This is a genomic window from Pusillibacter faecalis, assembly GCF_018408705.1.
In the GTDB taxonomy this organism is placed as follows: domain Bacteria; phylum Bacillota; class Clostridia; order Oscillospirales; family Oscillospiraceae; genus Oscillibacter; species Oscillibacter faecalis.
This window is the reverse complement of sequence record NZ_AP023420.1, coordinates 758,072-777,659: the sequence shown is the minus strand read 5'-3', so window position 1 is coordinate 777,659 and position 19,588 is coordinate 758,072. Positions and strand designations below refer to the sequence as shown.

The window sequence follows — 19,588 nt, the reverse complement described above, 5'->3', positions numbered from 1 at the left end:
AGCACAATTGGAATAGTGCGATGAACGGAAAGAGTAGCAGTCCACCCAACGGGCAGAGAGGGCGCGCCAGCGGCTGGAAGCGTGCCTGCGGCGGGAGCTGTGAAGTGCGTCCGGGAGCGCGGGGGATGTGGAAGCCCTCCGTCCGGCCCGCGTCACGGGCCCCTTGAGTGATAAAAGAGAGTGGAACCGCGACTCGTCGCCTCTCGTACTTTGGTACGGGGGGCGTTTTTTCGTACCCCCGACCGACACAAGGAGTTGATATACGATGGATATGTGCGATACGGACTTCGAGACCCGTCGTCAGGGCGGGCTGTTGGAGGCCTACCAGCGCCGGGACCCCGCGGCCCGCAGTAAGCTGGAAATATTTCTGCTCTATCCCGGTGTGCATGCGATTCTCTACCATCGTGTGGCCCACTGGCTTTACTGCCGGAATTGGAAATTCCTGGCCCGCTGCGTCTCCCAGTGGAGCCGGTTCTGGACCGGAATTGAAATCCACCCAGGCGCCAAAATCGGCCGCCGCCTGGTGATGGATCACGGCATGGGCATTGTCATCGGAGAGACCGCCGAGATCGGGGACGACTGCCTGATTTACCACGGAGTCACCCTGGGCGGCACCGGCAAGGACCACGGCAAGCGCCATCCCACCATCGGCAACAATGTGCTGATTTCCTGCGGCGCCAAGGTGCTGGGTCCCTTCAAGGTGGGGGACAACGCCCGCATCGCGGCCAACGCTGTGGTACTCAGCGAGGTGCCGGAGCAGGCCACCGCCGTTGGGATTCCCGCCCAGGTGGTCCGCATTGCCGGCAGGTCCACCCACTTTGCCGACGAGGTGGACCAGATTAACGTCCAGGACCCTGTGGAGGAAAAGCTGGACGCTGCGTTATCACGGCTGGAGTTTTTGGAAAAACTCATGGATGAACAGTATCTCAAGAGCCAGCGGGAGGAGACCGCCGGCCAAGAAAGGTAAAAGGAGAAAAGCCTCATGTACCTCTATAATTCCGCCACCCATAAAAAAGAGGAGTTCAAAACCCATACCCCCGGCCACGTGGAGATGTACACCTGCGGCCCCACGGTCTATCACTTCGCCCACATTGGGAACCTGCGCAGCTATATTATGGAGGATGTGCTGGAGAAATACCTCCGCTATGCCGGGTATGATGTAAACCGCGTGATGAACATCACGGACGTAGGGCACCTGACCTCCGATGCCGACGAGGGTGAGGACAAAATGCTCAAGGGCGCCCGCCGGGAGCACAAGACGGTTTTGGAGATTGCAAAGTATTATACAGACGCCTTCTTTGATGACTGCCAAAAGCTCAATATCAAGCGTCCGGATGTAGTGGAACCCGCCACAGGCTGCATTGACGAGTATATTAAGATCGTCTCTGGCCTTCTGGACAAGGGCTATGCCTACGTTGCCGGCGGCAACGTGTATTTTGACTCCTCCAAGCTGGACCATTATTATGTGTTCAACGACCATGACGAGGAGGATCTGGCCGTGGGCGTCCGGGAGGGCGTGGAGGAAGACACCAACAAGCGCAATAAAAACGATTTCGTGCTCTGGTTCACCAAGTCCAAGTTCGAGGACCAGGCGCTCAAGTGGGACTCCCCCTGGGGTGTGGGCTATCCCGGCTGGCATATTGAGTGTTCCGGCATCTCCCTCAAATACAACGGGGAATACCTGGACCTCCACTGCGGCGGCGTGGATAACGCCTTCCCCCACCACACCAACGAGATCGCCCAGTCCGAGAGCTATCTGGGACACCCCTGGTGCAAACATTGGTTCCATGTCCATCATCTGAACACCACCGGCGGCAAGATGAGCAAGTCCAAGGGCGAATTTTTGACGGTGTCTCTTTTGGAGGAGAAGGGGTATGACCCCCTGGCCTACCGGTATTTCTGCCTTCAGAGCCATTACCGCAAGGCGCTGGTATTTTCCTGGGAGAACCTGGACAATGCCGTGGCGGCTTATGGAAAGCTCCTGGGCAGAATCGCGGCCTTGAAGCCGGAGGACGGCGGCGTGGATCAGGCGGTCTTTGACGAGTACAAGGCGAAGTTTCTCCAGCAGATGGGCAACGACCTCAATACCTCTATGGGGATCACGGCGGTCTTTGACGTGCTGAAGGCCAAGACCTCCGACGCCACCAAGCTGGCGCTGATCGGGGACTTTGACACGGTGCTGTCCCTGGACCTGCTGGAAAAGGCGGAGAAAATCCGGCAGGAGCAGGCCAGGGCTGCGGCGGCCCAGTCCGCTGGCGGCTATACCGTCACCGGCGAGGGGGACCCGGCTATCGACGCGCTGGTTCTGCAGCGCTACGAGGCTAAGAAGGCCAAAAACTTTGCCGAGGCGGACCGGATTCGGGACCAACTGAAGTCTCAAGGCATTGAGATCACCGATCGGAAGGACGGGGCCAGCTGGAAGCGGATCTAAGCGCATTAAAAAGAATCAAGAGCAGGGGCTTGCAAAGAAGTCCCTGCTCTTGATTTGTCGGTCCGGTCACTGGTTCAGGGGGTAGGCAGAGTCGCAGGCAACATAAAATTTACCCTTGTCGGAGTTGAACAGGACCGAGGTCGTGGGGTTCAGCTTCTCCAATTCCACGGCCAGCTGATTGTCCATGATGAAATGGCTCTCCTTGACGGCCACACCGTTGCGGCTCCCCATAAAACGCATACCCAGGGTCTGCCAGAAATGTACGCTGAACAGCTGAAATGTGGATAGGATGAGACTTACCTCGTCCTTCACCTCGCTGCCATAGAGCAGTTTGGCCACATCCAGCATAAACGACTGCTCAATGCCGGAAATAATGGAGGTCTCCCCGGCGTCAGTCTGGTAAACGATCTTTTGATGGATGGCCTTTCCAAAGTATTCTCCGGCATAATTGGTATTAGCGATCTTTGCGTTCGCCTCGATATTCAGAGTGGAGGTAAGCAGAACGTTGATCTCTTGTTCCAGCGCAGCCTCATTGACGTTAATGGCGTCTGTCTGGACCAGGATGCCCTTCCCAACAATCGCCATATCCGCGGTGGCAATATGCTCCAGAAGCCAGCCGATGCCGGAACCGATGAAGTCCCACACATCGTCCTTGTTGCATTGACCGTTCTCGATGATCTTTTGATACTTTACCATCTGGATGCTGTGGAAATCGTCGTGCAGCTTCTTGTGCATCCCATAGCCGTCATAACCGATCCTCCGCATATATGCTTCTTCGGCCTGAGCATGGCGGTCAAAATAGCTGTTGATGTAGGTCACAGCCTCCCGGATGACAAACATGCGCATGTTTGCCTCGTCACTGCGTTCTCTCATCCGCTGAATCACCTGCTCGGCCAGCCTGAATAGCTGCTGGTGCTCTTGATCAAATTGATCGATGCCCATGATATAGTTATCGCTCCAGGTGAGCATATGGCGCCTCCTCTTCGGACATGTTTGGCTCATTTCTTTTCAATGTCGGTCCGCATCTTGGAAATAGCATATACGAACAGATTTGAACTATCATTTAAGAGAAAAATCTGTCTTTTTCGTAAAATTATATCACGGGAAACAGGTGATAGCAAGAGAAGTTTGTTGTCATCAGAGAATTTTGCATGGGAAGTCTTGCGGTCAGATTGGTCCCCATTTTGCGGATAAAAAACGCTGTGCAAGGCAAAGCCCGTATGGTGTAAGGGGTAGGGACTCCCTCATATAGTACAGGCATAAACTGTTTCAGGAAACACGCGACATGCTGGCTTCCCCTTGACAAAATTCGACAAGACGACTACTATAGAAAGGTAAATGTTCAATATGATGGCTGTTTTGCCGGAGGAGAGACCCGACATGGAGTTGACTCGTGCCGTTGGTGAGAATATCAAGCGCATCCGAAAGAGTAAAAAACTCAGTATGGAGCGGCTGGCGGCGGAGGCCGGCGTCTCTCGCAGTATGCTGGGTCAGATTGAACGGGGGGAGGCCAACCCTTCGGTAGGTATTGTGGGCAAACTCGCACTGGCGCTCAAGGTGCCGGCGGAGGTGCTGTTGGAAAACGATGACTTTGAGGCCCTCACGGAATACCGGAATGTGGACACCAAGCCTATGCGGCTGGACGGAGGAAAGGCTGTGCTGCGGTGCAATTTCCCCTATGACGACGTAACCCGGATTGAGAGCTATTTTCTGGACCTTTATATCAGCGCCCATTATATCCCGGAGCCCTCGATTCCAGGCTGTATCTGCTACGCCACCGTGGTTTCCGGCACAGTGAGCATGACGGCCCAGGGGCAGACCTTTCAACTCATTGAGCGGGGCGCGCTGCGCTTTGCCGCAGATCAGCCCTACAGCTTTGAGAATATGACCAACGCCACCGCACGGCTGGTGCTGATCTACCAATATTTGAAGTGAGGAGAGCTGTGTGATGCGGATTCGAACCGGTTTGCCAGAGGATTTGGACAGGATTACAGCGGTAGAGGCTGCCTGCTTTCCACCCGCTGAGGCAGCAACGGCAGAGGACTTCGCCGGGCGCCTTGCTCACTATGCAGGCCACTTCTGGCTATTGGAGGATGACGACGGAACGCTCTTGAGTTTTGTGGACGGCATGGTGAGCGACGAGCCGGTCATCCGGGACGAAATGTATGCGGATGCTTCCTTGCACCATGAACAGGGGGCATGGCAGATGATCTTTGGCGTAAATACGCTGCCCCAGCACCGTGGGATGGGCTATGCCGGGGAACTGCTGCGGCGGGTGATTGCCGATGCCAAGTCCCAGGGGCGCAAGGGATGCGTCCTGACCTGCAAGGACGCTTTGGTTCCCTATTACGAAAGATTTGGCTTTCGGAACGAAGGGCGCTCGGCCTCTGTCCATGGCGGCGCGGTGTGGTACGATATGCGGCTGACCTTTGCATGTATATAATGAAAAGCCGTCCGGCTCTGCCGGACGGCTTTTCCTCATTTCAGATACTTTCGGACCCGCTGGGCCAGCGTCACTGCAAGCCCGATCTTCACAAGGTCCGGCAGGATAAAGGGAATCACGCACATAGCAACGGCGGCGCCCACGTCCATGGGACCGGCGGTATACACCGCCATGAACCAGGCGGTACCAAAGGCATAGCACACGATCAGCCCCAGAAGACAGGCGGTAATCCGTACCGGCAGCGTGTCCTTCACCAGGGCTGTCAGCAGCCAGTAAACCAACGCAGAGCCCAAAAAGCCGATGATGTAACCGCCGGTGGCGCCCAGCAGAGCGCCGAGGCCGCCCTGAAAGCCGGAGAACACTGGAAACCCCACAGCCCCCAGCAGCAGATAAACAGTGACGGCATAGGTACCTCGCCGGCCGCCCAGAGTCAGCAGTGCCGCAAAGATAGCAAAGGTTTGCAGCGTGAAGGAGATGGTGGTCATGGGAATGGAAATCCAGGCGCACACGGCGATCAAAATGGCAAAAAGTGCGATATAGGCCATGTCCCGTGTCCGCAGGCGGGCTTGAGATGCTGTCATACTAAACCTCCGTGTGTTTGCAGATTTCTCGAATTTTGGCCTGAATGGACTTTAAGTCCTCAAAGGCGTCCGGCCGCTTGCTCACGTCCCGCAGCAGCGCCGCCGGGTGGAAGGTAGCGGTCATCTGGACCCCGCCTCGCTCAAACCACTGTCCATGCTCAGAGGTAATTTTGAAGTCCTCCTTGATGATGGCTTTGGCTGCAATCCGGCCAAGACACACAATGATTTTGGGCTGCAACAGCGCCGCCTGCCGACGCAGGAAGTCCATGCAGGCCTCCTGCTCCACATGCAGCGGGTCCCGATTCTGAGGAGGGCGGCATTTGACAACATTGGCAATATATACATTCGTGCGGTCCAGCCCAATCATCTCCAGCATGTCGTTCAGGAGCTGACCGCCCCGTCCCACAAAGGGGACACCCTGCTCATCCTCGTGCTGGCCGGGTCCCTCTCCAATGAGGAGAATCTCCGCGTCCTGGGCGCCGTCGCCAAAGACCACATGGGTCCTGGTTTCCGCCAGCCCACAGGCCCGACAGGCCATACAGGACTGTTTTAAAGCCTCCCAGCTGTCTGCCATGCTGATACCTCCAAACTGAAAAACGATTTTTATATCATAACACGAAAAATCTGCCAGTGCAAGCGGTGAATGGCATGGCCTGTCCCGGAACAGACTAGGAAAGACAGGGAGGACAACCATGGTGCTTTGGTATTTTTGGATTTACAGTTTTCTTGGCTATCTGCTGGAAAGGGCCTTTGCAGCGGTTACACATGCGGAGCATCAGGGCCGGAGGTGCTTTTTGCTGCTGCCGTTATGTCCGGTATACGGGCTGGGAATGCTGGCGGTGCTGGCCCTGCCGCCCGACTGGACGGAGGGCGGGTGGCTGGTGATTTCGGGAGGGCTTGCGGCCACGGCGGTGGAGTATGCCGTTCACTGGGCCTATGAGACCACTCTTGGTATCCGGTTCTGGGACTATGCCAATGTGCCAGGGAATCTCCGGGGCCGCGTGTGCCTGCCCTTTACGCTGGCCTGGGGCATCCTGACCGCGGCTGCGGTGTGGTGGATTCAGCCCTGGGTGGAGAGGCTGGCCAGTCGGATTCCCCCAGAGGCGACGTTTTTCTGCCTGCTTCTTTTTGCTGCGGATGCTCTGCTCTCAGCCCGTTTTTTGTGGGTGACAGGTGACATTGAGGGCCTGCGGTCCCTCTCTTGAAAGGTAGACGCTGAACAGGCATCGCCGGAATTTTCCGACGGCACAGGCGTGATCGAGAAAAGCAGAGGGCTGCCTGCACACAGCGCAGGCAGCCCTCTGCTTTTGGTTTTTCCGCCTGCCCTCAGAACCGAACGAACTGGTCGATACTGGCCATATGGCAGCCGGAGTGGGTATCTTTCACCCGCATGAGGAAGTTTAGCTTGTCAATTCGTTCGCCGGAGCGGGGGCAGCCGTTTTTGATGAAGGGGATTTGCAGCCCCACGGCCAGATCCATGACAACATCTCCCACCACGCCGCCGCTGCGGCCCGAGGTGATGGAGAACAGTCCGTGGTCCTGAGCGTAGCGATGAGCCTCCATAGCCTCGGTGATGGTGCCCACCTGATTGGGCTTAAGAATGAAGCCATCAATGGAGTGGCTCTCATGGGCCTTGACAATGCGGGCCTTGTTGGAGACAGTGAGATCATCCGCGATGATCAAGGTGCGGGTGATCTCCCGATGGGCCTTTTCATAGCCTTCCCAGTCGTTTTCGTCCAGCAGATCCTCAATAAAAACGAAATGGTACTTCTCCGTCAGACCCTTGGCGTAGGCAATCAGCTCGCCGGAGGTGAGGTGGCGGCCGTTGAGGTAGTAGCCCTTTCCCGCCTCGTACATCTCGCTAGAGGCACAGTCTAGGGCAAAGGCGCATTGGTCAGTATAACCGCAGTTGGCAATGGCCCGGGCAATTAGGTCCAGGCAGACCTCCGGGTCTTCGGAGGGGGCGCACCAGCCGTAAGACCCGCCCACCATAGGCGCGGCACCGGTATACTCCCGGATCACATTTCCGAGCTCCTGAAAGACCTTTACAGCGATCTCCACCGCCTGCTCAATGTCCGATGCCCGGTAGGGCATGACCAGGAACTCATTGAAAGCCTGCCGGATGCCGTTATTATTGCCGCCGTTGAGGACATTGAAAGAGGGAATGGGAACGGTCCGGACGCCGCCGGGTCCTGCGATGTAGTCATACAGGGGGAGCCCAGTGCTGGCAGCGGCAGCGCGGTAGGCCGCCACAGACACGGAGTAGATGGCATTTCCGCCTAAAACGTGCTTATCCGGCGTCCCGTCCAGCTCGATCATGCAGCGGTCAATGGCGGTCTGGTCTGCAACGTCCATGCCCACAAGACGGGGGGCAATGATCTGGTTGACGTTCTCCACAGCCCTGTGGACGCTGAGACCGCCGTACTCGGCAGGGTCGCCGTCCCGCAGCACGCAGGACTCGTACATCCCCACGGAGCTTCCAGTGGGCGCCGCGCCGGTGCCGATGACACCGCCCTCGGTCACTACATCCACCTCCACCATGGGGCGGCATTTGCAGTCGATGATCTGTCGGGCGTGAACGGACTTGATGCGCCGGCTGGGAGGAACTGTGTCCGCCAAGGCAGGGACATACAGGATGTTCAGATCACACAGGTTCGTGCCGGTGTTGCCGGTGAAGACCGCGTCACCTATGGCGTCCAGAGCCTCATAGCAGGCGTGGCCCCGCAAGGCGGCGTGGAGGTCTATACCCTGTCCCCGGGCAGTGTGCAGGCTTTGAGAATCCGTGATGCCGCCGGCCGCGGGGGCGGTACCGTCCGTGCCCTCAGAGTCGATGGATAGCAGTGCGCAGCCGGGAGCCTTTTCAGCGGCAAGGGCAAAGCTGGCCGTCAGCTCCTGACCGGGGCCGCCTCGACCGGTGATAACAGAACTGTCCGGAATTTTTGTGGTGGCCTCGCCGGAGGAGAGCAGAACGCAGGGGGCCTTGACGGGATTTCCGGTGTGTTGGATTTCCCGGGCAATGGAGGCCAGCACCGTACCCACATCAGCGGCCTCTCCCTCCAGAAAGGAGGAGAGAATCACGGCGGGCAAACCCAGCTTATGGGCGGACTCTCTGGCATACAGGCAGGAATCCGGCAGGGAGTTTAAGAGAAAGTAGGTGTTCTGAGGGAAGGCTTTGGGGGTCTCGCCCTCTGGGCCTGCGTGGGTGAGATAGTTCACCACGGATTTGGGAAGCCGCTCCTCCAGGCCATAGTCCCGGATTACCCGGCGGGCGTCCTCCAGAGTGGTCTGATCCGGGCCGATGGGCGTGCTTTTGTAGGCGGTATAGGGCTGGCCGATGTCGCCGGTGGGCGGGGTGCCCACGGCGTCGGAGATGCCAAAGCCGATCAGCTCTGCACCCCGGGCCGCAATGCGCTTTGCCAGCATGCCGCCATTCATCTCGCTGATATGGCGGCGGATGGCGTTGATCTCATAGATATTAGCGCCGGATTTGAGAAGGATGTCTGTTGTGTCAATCTCATCCTGCAGCGAGATGCCGGGAATGGGGCAGCTCATCAGGGCAGAGCTGCCGCCGGAGATCACTGCGATGAAGAGATCATCGGCACAGGCGCCATCCACCAGCTTCAAAATTTCCTGACAGGCGCGGTACCCCTCCTCGTTGGGCAGGGGATGTCCCCCCACAAAGATGCGGGTCTTCCGGAAGACGTCTGTCGGCTCGGAGAGCTTAACGATGGCAATGCCGTCAGTCAGGCGCTCCCCCAGGATTTCCTCCACCGCCATAGCCATGTGGTTGCAGGCCTTGCCGGCACCCACGAGATAGACATGGCGTTTTTTGCTCAGGTCCCAACGGCGCTGCCCGATACAGAGAAGATCGCCCTCCATATGGGCGATGCTGTGGATGCGCGTGCGGGCGTCCAGCTTTTGGAGCGTGGCCTCCGCAATGTCCAGCACGATTTTCCGACTGGCTGAGTCGCCATGTGAGAGTAAAAGATCCCGGTTTTTGATTTTTTGTTCCATGATTCCCCCACCTTACTCCTCGCATTGAGCGGCGCTCTCCCAGAGGAGCAGCTTCTGGCCAAGTCCCTGCTCCAGCGCCGTGTGATACAGGTCGTGACAAAGGCCCATGTCGAAGATAGCCATGCCGTCGTTGATGAAGCAGAGAATCTGCTCGTCGCTGGTGCGGCCTTTCTGTTCATCCAGGATGATTCTGCCTAGTGTGGGAAAGTCCGGCAGTGGAGGCAGCTTGCGGTCGTCAATGAGCTGGTAGATGGGGGTGCCGATGTGATTTCCATAGGTGGGGTCATGGTTCTCCTTACCCTCCTTCACATAGGTTTCATGAAGGGCTGTGTTATCCAGAACAATCCGCATGTCCCGCCACAGCGCTTCGTCACACTGGAACGGACCGGAGGCCAGCAGGGTGCAGCCGGGCTTGATCCAAGCCCGTTGGAAGTGCAGCGGCGCGGTGCGGGAAACCGCCACAGAGAGCACATCTGCCTGCCGGACTGCGGTTTCCAGATCGGGCTCCACCATGGCGGCGAGGCCCAGATCCCGGCGCACGTGCTCCGCCATCTTGTTGGCATTCTCCGGGGAGCGGTTACAGCACACCACGGTTTTGAGCCCCGGCATCACGGCGGCGATGGCGTCCAGGCAGCCCCGGCCGATGGGGCCGCAGCCCACACAGGTTAAAATCTCGGCGTCCCGCCGCGCGAGGTACTTAGCACCCACCGCGGGCACAGCGCCGGTGCGGGCGGCGGAGCTGAGGTTGGCGCTGAGCAGACACAGGGGTTCGCCGGTCTCCTTGTCGTTGAGCATTACCGTCAGCACGGAGCGGGGCAGGCCCCGCCGCTTGTTGGCCGCATTGGAACCGTACCACTTCACGCCGCACACGTCAAAGCGGCCGCCGAGGTACGCGGGCATTGCGACAAAACGGCGGTCTGGTCCGGCCAACGGCATGCTGGGGAAGGGACTCTCAGACGGGAACACCAAAGGCAGCCCATGACTATTGCGCCCGGCACCGCCCATCAGATAGTCGCCCTTGGCCAGAAGGCGGAAGACCTCCTCGGCGTTATCTACGCATTTTTTTGCGTCCAGAACGCCTGCCGCGATGCAGTCCGGTTCGGACAGATACAAAAATTCGGTTCTCTTGCCCATGTTCCTTGACCCTCCATTTTTTGCGAGTTTGATAGTGGGGTAGGGGATAAAATCCGTCGTAAAAACGGCGGTTTCTCTACTCACGCCCAGTATAGAGGAAGGAAAAGCGGCAAGTCAATGGCCAGGGGAAAACTTGTGAATTTTCCGGAAAGTGCGGTTAAGATTCCGATAGTTTTTCCTGCTGCCGATACCGCTTGCGGTATTCTAGCGGCGCGCAGCCCATCTCCCGCCGGAACAGCTCTGTAAAATAGCTGCTGGTGCCAAAGCCTACCTGCCGGGCGATTTCAGAGATACTCAAAGCAGTGCGGCTGAGCAGCTTCACGCTCTGGTTGAGGCGGTAGTGGGTTAGATATTGGACTGGTGTGAGTCCCAGCACCCGCTTGAATACCCGGCAGCACTCGCCCCGGCTGATATGGCCCGCCCCGGCGATGTCCGCAAGGGACACGTGCTCCATATAGTGCTTGTGGATGTAGGTCTGCAGCGTCCGGATGCGCTGGCGGTCTGTGAAGGAAACCTGGGAACGCCGCTCAATCTGCTCCCGGTGGTGAACCACCACCAGGCACCAGATTTTTAAGAGAAGGGAAATGAGCTGAAGCTCATAACCGTACTCCGCCGCTTCCTCTACTTCCGCCATCTGTCTTAGCAGCGCGCAGACCTCCTGGTGCCAGGGCTGGTCCGTCAGGGGAAAGCTTTGCAGTTCTTCGCAAAAGAGCAGCGGGTCCACATAGTCCCGGCGCACCACACTGTCGTTCTGGCCGTAAACCAGATCCGGGAGAAAATTAACGCAGACATAGATGCCGTCTGCCTGTTCTGTGGGGGCCGCCTCATGGAGGACGCCGCCGTTGACAAAGAAGCCCTCTCCGGCTCCCAGGCGGAACGTCTCCCCGCCAGCGCGGAACAAGACTTCACCCTCCGTCACCAGGGCAATCTGGACCTCTGGGTGCCAGTGGCGGACATTCCCGTGGCTGGGACTGGCCACCTCCTGACGATCCATGGAGAGGGGAAAGTCCCGGGTCCCATGCTGAGTCAGCTCCCGGCGGGTGTCGTCCACCAGGATGGGTCTGCATTTCAAGGCGCCGGCCTCCTTTCCAAAATGAACAGGCGAGGGAGCGTCTCCTTGGTCAAGGGGCCGCTCTGCCCGCAGGACAACGCTCACACGACCTGGAATAGATAGAATTTCAAATAGCTGGTCTCCGGTACACCCCAGAGAATGGGGTGGTCGCAGCTCTGCTGGCGGGCCTCAATCTGCCGCAGCTGGACGCCGGCATCCCGCGCGGCCTCCCGCAGCATGGCGGTGAAACGCTCCTCGGTTGCAAAGTGAGAGCAGGAGCAGGTTGCCAGCAGCCCGCCCCGGGGCAGCAGGCGCATGGCCCGGTAGTTGATCTCCCGGTATCCTGCCATGGCGTTGTCCACGGTTTTACGGGACTTGGTAAAGGCCGGCGGATCTAGAATGATCAAGTCATAGGGAGAGGATTCCCGCTCCAGCTGAGGCAGCAGGTCAAAGACGTTGACGGCGGTGCAGGTCATCACCGCGTCCAGGCCGTTGCGTACCGCGTTCGCCCGGGCCATTTCCACCGCGGACTCGGACACGTCCACGGCGGTGACGCGCTTTGCCCCGCCCCTGGCGGCGTTCAGGGCAAAGGAACCGGTGTGGGTGAAGCAGTCCAGCACCGTCCGCCCCCGGGCCAGCCGCGCCACCGCCAGCCGGTTGTACTTCTGGTCCAGGAAGAAGCCGGTTTTCTGCCCGTTCTCCACGTCCACCAGATAGCGGACGCCGTTTTCCGTGATCTCCGTCACAGCCGAGTCCGGCGATGCTTCGCCGGGAAGAGGGAACCAGCCCTTGCTCTGGGGCAGCCCTTCCTTTTCCCGCAGGGCGACGTCATTGCGTAAATATACGCCCCGGATGTTCTGGCCATCGGACCTGAGAAGTTCCACCAGCGCCGGGAGCAGCAGGTTCTGGATACGCTCCATGCCAACGGAGAGGACCTGCACGCTCAAAAGATCGTGGAACTTGTCCACTGTCAGCCCCGGGAAGGCGTCTGCCTCCCCGAAGATGATGCGGCAGGCGTCCAAGTCCTCTGGAGACATCACGCTCTTTCGATACTCCCAGGCCCATTGGAGCTTCCGGCGCCAGAAGGCCTCGTCGAAGCGATCGTTCGTATTCCGGGAGAGAAGACGTACTCGGATTTTAGAGTGCTCGGAATAAAATCCCGTACCAAGATACCGGCCCTTCCGACTCACCACGTCCACCACAGCGCCATTGTCCGGCTCGCCGTCCAGAGACAGGATCTCCGCGTCGTAGACCCAGGGATGGCCCCGCAGGATTGACGCCTCCGCCTTGGGGGTAATGGTACAAAGGGGATAACCTCGTTCTGCTCGCATAGCGTTCGTCTCCTTGATGTTCATGTCAGTATGGGGATGTCAGAAGACCGAAGGCCGACCGCAGTGGGAAGGCAGGGACACCTGTGAACCCGGATAGAAGCGCAGACGCCGCCCCGGTACTTGCAGATATGTCTTGCCGGAAGGGCAGAGATTTAGAACATGTAAGAAATGCCCTGTGGGAAAATGGCACGTGATCGATTCTGACAGGCTGAGTATATCACATTTTCACGGAGGATACCATAGAATGAGGCAGGAAGGGAGGAGCATCATGCCTATCATCTATTTAAGCCCATCCACAGAGGGAGAAATATTAAGTAATAAAATTCATTAAAAATTTTTCAAACATTTAAGGAATATTCTATGTGCCTATCAGGGTAAATTTTGATTTCTTTGATAATAATCCGCCAAAATTCTCGTTTTTCTTCTCGGTTGAGTCCGTCGTAAGATTCCTTCCAGTTTTCAATCAACACCCTATCAATGCTCTCAAAGTCCTGCTTTTGTTCAGGGAGTGCAGCTTTCTCTAAATCACTAATTTTTGCGAGAAGTGATTCACGGTCAGCCTTTAATTCTTCGAGCGTAATAATGTCATTCAGATACAAATCTTTCAACTTATTTAACTTTGATTTTGCGGCGGAGATTTCTGCGCGTGCCCTCTTGTTTATTTCTGCATTTTTAAGGGCAGAGAAATTGGCCTTGTACTCATGGAATTTGTTATCTACCGTCGCAAGAAGATACTCTTCAATTTTCCTTTCACCAAGATTAACACGATTTTGGCATCCATTCTGCTTTGTATAGTGTCCGTTGCAATTGTAGAATACATACGTTTGCTTTGTGTTAATACGAGCACTCATCCTGTTGCCGCACTCCGGGCAAACCACTAATCCGGAAAACAGATAGGTACGATTATTCTTTGCCTTTCGGACAACCTTCCTCCGCATAGCTTGAATTTGTTCATGATCTTCTTTAGTGATATAGGCAGGACACATTCCGTCCATATTGTAATATTTCCCATAATATGTAGTGCTGCGCAGCATCTTATCAATAAGATGGTATCTCATTAAAACTCCATATTTTTCTCTGATAAATTCGGAAGTTTTAGAAATGGAACCGGAGGCTAAATACTTCTTAAAGAAATCGTTAACAAGAGCCTCTTTGGATTCGTCTTTTTTGAATGATTTTCCTTCAATTTTATAACCAAAAGGTATATTCCCGGTAAGAGGCTCCAACCGCGCCCGCTTTCCCTCAAAAACGAATTTGATACGCTCACTGGTCCGGTCTGCTTCATCTTGGGCAACGGACAACATGATATTTACTTTCAGCCGCCCGGATGCGGTTGTCGTCTCATAATCCTCTTGTGTCGCCTGCCAAGATACACCATATTGATCTAGGATTTCCTGAACAGCATAGTAGTTCCCCACATTTCTAAACCATCGGTCCAGTTTTATAAACAATATCAGATCAATTTTTCCAACCCTGCAATCATCCAGAAGTTTTAGGAGTGCAGGGCGTTTCTTATATGGTTTTCTGGCGGAGATGCCAGCATCTTCATAGATGCCGACAATCTTCATTCCATGGGATTTTGAAAATTGGGTCAGACTATTTTTTTGGTCTTCCAGAGACAAGCCATGCCGGGCTTGTTCTTCTGTACTAACCCTTATATATAATGCAGCTCGTTGCATAGCTCCACCACCTAAGATCACGCCGCCAGGAAATTCCTGGCGGCTTATTTATATGTTATTGATCGTTGGTTTCCATCTCATATTCTAATTTTTCTTCATTTACAATGTACATTTTATCGGTATATGTTTCTATTCCATCAATATGTTCGGATAGTTTGGGCTTAATGTGTTGTTTCATTGGGTCCAGTATAAAATCAATTCCGCTTTTTCTTGCCATCTTCGCTACAGGAATGAAATCGCTATCTCCTGCAATTAAAACGATTTGGTTTACATATTTTCCATAAGATAAAGAGGCTACATCCAGACCTATTCTCATATCGACGCCCTTTTGTTTAACATCTAATTTAAAGTCATCTTTGGTTAAATCAGAAATTAACTTCTTTTCTGATATAATTTCAGATAACGCAGACGGCTTTAAAATATAAGTGGCTTGCGATTCAGCCAATTCTCCGCGCCGAATTGCAAATTTTCTTTTTTTGGATAGAGCCTCAAAAAATGCATTTGTCCAGCGTGTTCCAGCCATTTCTGCATACGATATGGTTTCTTTTGTGAGCGGATGAATAATCTCACGTGTCATTGGGGGGCAGTCATAATAAAATATTCTATATAAATCGCGAGGTTCATCTGGCTCTGATATATGAAGTAAGCAGTACCTGAATAATTCATCTGCGCGTTCAGCAGCGGTTTTGTTTTTCCCCCATAAAGCGATGGCTCGCTTTCTATAATATCCTCCGTCTACAAGAATTGCGGTTTTTCTAGTCTCTCTTATATTCATAGTCTCCCTCGATATATAAAAATAAAACCTCTGGGGTCAGATCATCCCGAAAGGTGGGAGCCCTCGCCCAGAGGTTATGATAGCTTATACAGCTCTTTGCTGTATGATATATATTATGCTCCCAAATTGAATTTGTCAATAGTTTTTATTCGTGTTTATTTCTGTATATTCAAACTTGTTCGAGTGGGTTAGTGTTTGTAAGTGTTTATTTGATTAAATTATCAGGTGATTCCTGACGGCGGCTTTTCACTAGAATGAAAACCTATCGTAAAAAGTAAAATTGTGGTATAAAAGTAAAGACCACTAGATATAGGTCAATACAAAATATAAATGGAAAGAATTGTGAAAATCTGCTGATTGCCTTATATTCTCCTCGGTGCTATGATATTATCAAATCACTAGAACAAATGTTCTCAAGCGAGGAGGGGCAACTGGAATATGGATGAACGAGATATGACCTGCGGTGAATTGCTCTATAAGAGTAAGATAGAAACGATAATTACTCTTATTGGAAAACTACCAGAAAATGAAAGAGCTAGTTATCTTTCTCATTTACGCGCTTTTGTAAATAAGCAATCTCACGATCAAGCTCCTCAGGTGTAAGCTGACTTAACAAATCAATAGCAAGCTGTTTCCACCCGGCCTCCGTTTGGAGGTCGGGATTTTTTATGTCTGTTTCGCCCTTGAGCCATTCGACGGAGACATTGTAAAGAACAGAGATTTGATACAGATAATTAAGATATGATGTGGAGTTTCCTGCAATCCAGTCGGAAACAATGTGCCCATCTTTGAAGCCAAGTTTCCTTGCAAAAGCAGACAAGGCACCGTGTTTGAACTTACCATCCTCTTTTTTTGGGATGAGCGATAATATCCTTTCCAGCGTAATGTCCATAATCACCACCACAAATTTGTGCAACCATACAAACAATCATATATAAACTATTTATATATTGCAAATGGTTTAAATATGATGTATCATATGAATGTCCCTTGAAAAAAGCGTACAAAAACACCAGCCCCTATAAAAGCGGCTTTTTACAATGTTCTGGCAAGCTCATTGTAGCATGGCTTTGCGGGAAGTGTCAAGCATGACTAATCATATTTATGAGTTTTCGGGGACTGACTGCGGTGGGAAAGAAAAACCGCCCGTGCGGTATCACGGACGGTTTTCTCCCAAGTTTGGTTACCAGAACGCGTTGCACTTTTCTGGAACTGCTGACACTGCGTTTTTTTACTTGCTTCTCTGCAAGCGTTCAGCAGTGGCGCACCTGCGAGGTTTAACGTGCTTCTCTGCACGGGAGTGGTGCATCCCATTTATTCCAGAAAAGACACATATACCGCTGTGCTTCTGTCGCCACGCCGCTCACTTTGGCAGTTTGGGTTCTGCCTCTTGCCCTATCGCATCACGCCGCTTCCACACGGTCTGGAACTGGCAAGGTCAAAAGTTTGGTCAAACGGCCACCTCCTTGACGTTGCCACAGAGGGCTAAGGACAGGATAGCAGACTTTCCTACCGCAGTCAATTACAAATCATATTCCACAACATAAAGGAGGGGCGCAAACGTGAAGTTGCGGGAGTACCGCGAAAGGGTCGGACTGCGTCAGGTTGATGTTGCCAAGAAACTCAATGTAAACCAGACGGCGGTCAGTAAGTGGGAAAATGGAGGGAACCCCATTTCCCGGAAGTATCAAAAGAAACTGGCGAAATTGTACGGCATTACGGTGGACGAGCTTCTTTCCGATCAGGACATAGAACAAACAGGAGATTGAAATGGCGGTTTTTAAAACGATTGTGTTTATAATCTATATTTTATGTGCAGCATCCGCCGCCTATTTTAAATATGAGAAAGAGAATGACGAGGCATTATGGTGGCTTGGGTGGGCTATCATTTTTTACATGACATTCGTTTCTTATGGATGGTGAGGGGGTGAGAAGGATGGAAAGCAAAAACACCGCCCCTGGTGGGCAAGACCAGGAGCGGGTCATCTCAGAATTTGGTGACACAGAAGTTGAGATTACTAAAGATCAGATAACTTTGTCGGTGCGTTAAATGAACCATCTTCATTTTGCGTCAGCTGATAGTTGGAATAAATGACAATCTTATCTGATCTTTGTTCCACTTCAATGTGCCACCCACTGGGATAATCTGATTGCATGTAAATGCAATCTGGTTTTTGGATAGTTTTTGTTTTGATTTGCGACATGTCCTTTATTCCCGGTGTATGAATTTTGAGATTTGCACCTTTTTCGACGATGTAAGTGAACACGATTTCACCCCCTTTCGCCCACATTCTACCATAGCAAGTAAGTGAGTACAACAGCACCCCCATTTTTAGGAAAATAAAAGAAAAAGTGAGGTCTATAGAGCTATGACAATCGGAGCATGGGTATTCGTTATTATCACAGCAGCTTTCGGCCTATCTATTGCAGGATTTTTGTTATGGGAAGCAATAGCGGCTGACAAACAATACGAAAAGGGCTTGAAAGTTGGACTCTCAATCGCGACAGCGGCAACAGTTTTAATTACTACGCTGATCTGTGGCGCTTATATCTGGTATCGGCTTAATTCTGAGAGTGGACGCAGGGCTTTGAAAGACCAGCAGAGCAATTTGTCTGGTGGGATTGAGAGAACAGTATCTGTCTACGACATAAACGGTCAGCTTATCAAGGAGTATTCTGGAAAGTTTGACGTTGAAACAGACCGGGAGAGTTACATTTTATTCGATGATGAAGATGGAAACCGCCACATGATTTATTACACCACAGGGACAATCATTGTGGACGAAAAATAAAAAGCGGGCTGCCTCTGACAGCAACAGAGGACAGCCCATGACACCACGTAACGTAGCTACGAGGTATCGGAGACAGTATAACACATCCTCCGGCCTCTGGCAAGAATAGGAGGATATTTTTAACATGAAAAAGGAACCGACAACAATTCAGGAATTAAGAGGTATGGCCCGGTACGTGAACCGCGAGTTTGATAATCTCTGCCGCGATTGGAAGGGCCAGACATGGGAGGAGGCACATATGAATTATTCGTTTGAAGATTATCGCAGGGCACTAGAGGGAGCTGGCCCCAAGTTGAAGGAACTGATTCTTGATCGAGCGGCACAGGACCCTGGCATTCATTTGATGGAACTGAAGGAGCTGGTGTCCAGTGCATACCCGGAGGATGCCTAAAAAATCCCCCGCCGTGTTCGCAGCACGACGAGGGTAAGGATTGAGGCACCACACGACAATCCCTTTTACACTATATCACTTCCGAAGGGATTGGACAAGACGCTATCACATAAAATTTACCAAGTTCTTGAGGAGGTTAGTTTTCTATGGAAGAAAATCTGGACTGCTTTCAGAAGGCATTGATTTACTTAAAGACAAAGCGCCTGGAGCAATTAGGCGTTACGGCGGAAATTACTGTTACAAAGGTTGAGAAAGATGACAACGATTGAACTGGTTTTCGTTTTGATTGGGATAGGGACAGCCACAAGATGGCTGTTCCGCTTGGTGGACAAGCTGGAGGGGCGGGTATGAAGCGACGGCGGATTCTTACATATCTTTGCTTCGTTGGGCTTCTGGCAATCTGGTTAATTGGATTCCTGGCGTTGAATGTGGATGCGGACCCTCCGCGCCCAGAACACACAAAAGCCACCATGCCGGAGATCACATTGGACGAGCTGGAGGCGGCTGAAAATGAGCTGATTGAGGCCGCACTGCTGGCCCGCTCAACCAAGCTGGAGGACGTGACCATCACCTTCTACTGCTGCGAGGAACGGCCCCACATCTGCGGGACAGGCTCCGGCATCACCGCCAGCGGACGGCGCGTGACTCCGTATGTGAGCTGTGCTGTAGACCCTGCCGTGATTCCGCTGGGCAGCACCATCATGATCGAGCACAATGGCGAAATGTTGTATCTGCGGGCGGACGATACCGGCCCTGCTATCCGGGGAAATCGTATAGATTTGGCAGTCCAGGGGCACCAAGAGGCCTTATCCCTGGGCGTGAAAACGGCTGATATTTGGTGGTGCGAGGAATGAGAGGAGGCCGGCATGTACCGCTGCATGATCTGCGGGCTTGAATTCGATCATCCGCTTCTGGTCATACGTAATGAAATTGTGGATAGCGATGGAAACCGGGAGCGACAAATCA

At 53.5% G+C, this 19,588-nt stretch carries 21 protein-coding genes; 10 read left to right on the top strand and 11 right to left on the bottom strand.

Translation table 11 applies throughout. From position 1 onward, the window contains the following. The first annotated feature begins 265 nt into the window (after positions 1-265). Complete coding sequence (cysE, locus tag KJS55_RS04060; RefSeq protein ID WP_462687284.1) at positions 266-967, top strand: serine O-acetyltransferase; 702 nt, start codon at positions 266-268, stop codon at positions 965-967. A gap of 15 nt (positions 968-982) precedes the next feature. Then, positions 983-2,431, top strand: a complete 1,449-nt coding sequence (cysS, locus tag KJS55_RS04055; RefSeq protein WP_213542740.1) for a cysteine--tRNA ligase — start codon at positions 983-985, stop codon at positions 2,429-2,431. Positions 2,432-2,497: 66 nt separating this feature from the next. Here the strand turns inward: cysS and KJS55_RS04050 are convergent, their stop codons facing one another. Next, entirely contained in the window at positions 2,498-3,400 is a 903-nt protein-coding gene (locus KJS55_RS04050) for a bacteriohemerythrin (RefSeq protein ID WP_187028273.1), read from the bottom strand. Between the two features lie 411 nt (positions 3,401-3,811). On the opposite strand from KJS55_RS04050, the gene KJS55_RS04045 reads away from it, so the two are divergent. Both KJS55_RS04045 and KJS55_RS04040 read left to right on the top strand, forming a co-directional pair. After that, positions 3,812-4,366 carry an XRE family transcriptional regulator gene (locus tag KJS55_RS04045; RefSeq protein WP_213542739.1) on the top strand — a complete coding sequence of 185 codons (555 nt, stop codon included), beginning with the start codon at positions 3,812-3,814 and terminating at the stop codon, positions 4,364-4,366. Between the two features lie 13 nt (positions 4,367-4,379). Next, positions 4,380-4,874 (top strand): GNAT family N-acetyltransferase, encoded by a 495-nt coding sequence (locus tag KJS55_RS04040; RefSeq protein ID WP_187028275.1) that lies wholly within the window; start codon positions 4,380-4,382, stop codon positions 4,872-4,874. 35 nt (positions 4,875-4,909) lie between these two features. Here the strand turns inward: KJS55_RS04040 and KJS55_RS04035 are convergent, their stop codons facing one another. Then, positions 4,910-5,455 carry a biotin transporter BioY gene (locus KJS55_RS04035; protein ID WP_187028276.1) on the bottom strand — a complete coding sequence of 182 codons (546 nt, stop codon included), beginning with the start codon at positions 5,453-5,455 and terminating at the stop codon, positions 4,910-4,912. A 1-nt stretch (position 5,456) separates the two neighbouring features. Continuing rightward, positions 5,457-6,029: a uracil-DNA glycosylase gene (locus tag KJS55_RS04030; protein WP_213542738.1), complete on the bottom strand. Its 573-nt coding sequence runs from the start codon at positions 6,027-6,029 to the stop codon at positions 5,457-5,459. Between the two features lie 118 nt (positions 6,030-6,147). Between KJS55_RS04030 and KJS55_RS04025 the strand changes: the two genes are divergently transcribed. Further along, positions 6,148-6,660, top strand: coding sequence for a putative ABC transporter permease (locus KJS55_RS04025; RefSeq protein WP_187028278.1), 513 nt, complete (start codon positions 6,148-6,150; stop codon positions 6,658-6,660). A gap of 121 nt (positions 6,661-6,781) precedes the next feature. Here the strand turns inward: KJS55_RS04025 and eno are convergent, their stop codons facing one another. From eno to KJS55_RS03985, 7 genes are all read right to left on the bottom strand, one after another. Beyond that, positions 6,782-9,469: a phosphopyruvate hydratase gene (gene eno, locus KJS55_RS17270; protein WP_228300453.1), complete on the bottom strand. Its 2,688-nt coding sequence runs from the start codon at positions 9,467-9,469 to the stop codon at positions 6,782-6,784. 12 nt (positions 9,470-9,481) lie between these two features. Beyond that, the gene (locus tag KJS55_RS04010; protein WP_187028279.1) at positions 9,482-10,603 is read right to left on the bottom strand and encodes a tyramine oxidase subunit B; all 1,122 of its coding nucleotides are present in this window, start codon (positions 10,601-10,603) and stop codon (positions 9,482-9,484) included. Positions 10,604-10,760: 157 nt separating this feature from the next. Next, positions 10,761-11,675, bottom strand: coding sequence for an AraC family transcriptional regulator (locus KJS55_RS04005; protein ID WP_187028280.1), 915 nt, complete (start codon positions 11,673-11,675; stop codon positions 10,761-10,763). Positions 11,676-11,755: 80 nt separating this feature from the next. Then, complete coding sequence (locus KJS55_RS04000) at positions 11,756-12,985, bottom strand: class I SAM-dependent rRNA methyltransferase (protein ID WP_213542737.1); 1,230 nt, start codon at positions 12,983-12,985, stop codon at positions 11,756-11,758. Between the two features lie 338 nt (positions 12,986-13,323). Beyond that, entirely contained in the window at positions 13,324-14,664 is a 1,341-nt protein-coding gene (locus tag KJS55_RS03995) for a recombinase family protein (RefSeq protein WP_213542736.1), read from the bottom strand. A gap of 55 nt (positions 14,665-14,719) precedes the next feature. Then, positions 14,720-15,439 carry an NYN domain-containing protein gene (locus KJS55_RS03990; RefSeq protein WP_187032464.1) on the bottom strand — a complete coding sequence of 240 codons (720 nt, stop codon included), beginning with the start codon at positions 15,437-15,439 and terminating at the stop codon, positions 14,720-14,722. A 535-nt stretch (positions 15,440-15,974) separates the two neighbouring features. After that, positions 15,975-16,331 (bottom strand): hypothetical protein, encoded by a 357-nt coding sequence (locus KJS55_RS03985; RefSeq protein ID WP_213542735.1) that lies wholly within the window; start codon positions 16,329-16,331, stop codon positions 15,975-15,977. Between the two features lie 670 nt (positions 16,332-17,001). Between KJS55_RS03985 and KJS55_RS03980 the strand changes: the two genes are divergently transcribed. Beyond that, on the top strand, positions 17,002-17,208 hold the full coding sequence (locus tag KJS55_RS03980; RefSeq protein WP_213542734.1) for a helix-turn-helix domain-containing protein: 207 nt from the start codon (positions 17,002-17,004) through the stop codon (positions 17,206-17,208). Between the two features lie 249 nt (positions 17,209-17,457). Here the strand turns inward: KJS55_RS03980 and KJS55_RS03975 are convergent, their stop codons facing one another. Continuing rightward, entirely contained in the window at positions 17,458-17,706 is a 249-nt protein-coding gene (locus tag KJS55_RS03975) for a hypothetical protein (protein WP_213542733.1), read from the bottom strand. Positions 17,707-17,808: 102 nt separating this feature from the next. Between KJS55_RS03975 and KJS55_RS03970 the strand changes: the two genes are divergently transcribed. The 4 genes from KJS55_RS03970 to KJS55_RS03960 all read left to right on the top strand — a co-directional run bounded on the left by KJS55_RS03970 (position 17,809) and on the right by KJS55_RS03960 (position 19,476). After that, a complete protein-coding gene (locus KJS55_RS03970; protein ID WP_213542732.1) occupies positions 17,809-18,231 on the top strand; it encodes a hypothetical protein in 423 nt (140 codons plus the stop codon). Positions 18,232-18,355: 124 nt separating this feature from the next. Beyond that, entirely contained in the window at positions 18,356-18,622 is a 267-nt protein-coding gene (locus KJS55_RS03965) for a hypothetical protein (protein ID WP_213542731.1), read from the top strand. Between the two features lie 146 nt (positions 18,623-18,768). Continuing rightward, positions 18,769-18,891 (top strand): hypothetical protein, encoded by a 123-nt coding sequence (locus KJS55_RS17485; RefSeq protein WP_283093701.1) that lies wholly within the window; start codon positions 18,769-18,771, stop codon positions 18,889-18,891. 78 nt (positions 18,892-18,969) lie between these two features. After that, positions 18,970-19,476, top strand: a complete 507-nt coding sequence (locus KJS55_RS03960) for a 3D domain-containing protein (RefSeq protein WP_213542730.1) — start codon at positions 18,970-18,972, stop codon at positions 19,474-19,476. Positions 19,477-19,588 lie beyond the last annotated feature (112 nt).

Coding starts and splice junctions, on each gene's coding strand:
- KJS55_RS03970 (WP_213542732.1), top strand. CDS start 17,809: ATGACAATCGGAGCATGGGTATTCGTTATTATCACAGCAGCTTTCGGC.
- KJS55_RS04035 (WP_187028276.1), bottom strand. CDS start 5,455: ATGACAGCATCTCAAGCCCGCCTGCGGACACGGGACATGGCCTATATC.
- KJS55_RS04040 (WP_187028275.1), top strand. CDS start 4,380: ATGCGGATTCGAACCGGTTTGCCAGAGGATTTGGACAGGATTACAGCG.
- KJS55_RS03995 (WP_213542736.1), bottom strand. CDS start 14,664: ATGCAACGAGCTGCATTATATATAAGGGTTAGTACAGAAGAACAAGCC.
- KJS55_RS04025 (WP_187028278.1), top strand. CDS start 6,148: ATGGTGCTTTGGTATTTTTGGATTTACAGTTTTCTTGGCTATCTGCTG.
- KJS55_RS03990 (WP_187032464.1), bottom strand. CDS start 15,439: ATGAATATAAGAGAGACTAGAAAAACCGCAATTCTTGTAGACGGAGGA.
- KJS55_RS04010 (WP_187028279.1), bottom strand. CDS start 10,603: ATGGGCAAGAGAACCGAATTTTTGTATCTGTCCGAACCGGACTGCATC.
- KJS55_RS03960 (WP_213542730.1), top strand. CDS start 18,970: ATGAAGCGACGGCGGATTCTTACATATCTTTGCTTCGTTGGGCTTCTG.
- KJS55_RS04045 (WP_213542739.1), top strand. CDS start 3,812: ATGGAGTTGACTCGTGCCGTTGGTGAGAATATCAAGCGCATCCGAAAG.
- KJS55_RS03985 (WP_213542735.1), bottom strand. CDS start 16,331: ATGGACATTACGCTGGAAAGGATATTATCGCTCATCCCAAAAAAAGAG.
- KJS55_RS04030 (WP_213542738.1), bottom strand. CDS start 6,029: ATGGCAGACAGCTGGGAGGCTTTAAAACAGTCCTGTATGGCCTGTCGG.
- eno (WP_228300453.1), bottom strand. CDS start 9,469: ATGGAACAAAAAATCAAAAACCGGGATCTTTTACTCTCACATGGCGAC.
- cysE (WP_462687284.1), top strand. CDS start 266: ATGGATATGTGCGATACGGACTTCGAGACCCGTCGTCAGGGCGGGCTG.
- KJS55_RS04000 (WP_213542737.1), bottom strand. CDS start 12,985: ATGCGAGCAGAACGAGGTTATCCCCTTTGTACCATTACCCCCAAGGCG.
- KJS55_RS04050 (WP_187028273.1), bottom strand. CDS start 3,400: ATGCTCACCTGGAGCGATAACTATATCATGGGCATCGATCAATTTGAT.
- cysS (WP_213542740.1), top strand. CDS start 983: ATGTACCTCTATAATTCCGCCACCCATAAAAAAGAGGAGTTCAAAACC.
- KJS55_RS17485 (WP_283093701.1), top strand. CDS start 18,769: ATGGAAGAAAATCTGGACTGCTTTCAGAAGGCATTGATTTACTTAAAG.
- KJS55_RS03965 (WP_213542731.1), top strand. CDS start 18,356: ATGAAAAAGGAACCGACAACAATTCAGGAATTAAGAGGTATGGCCCGG.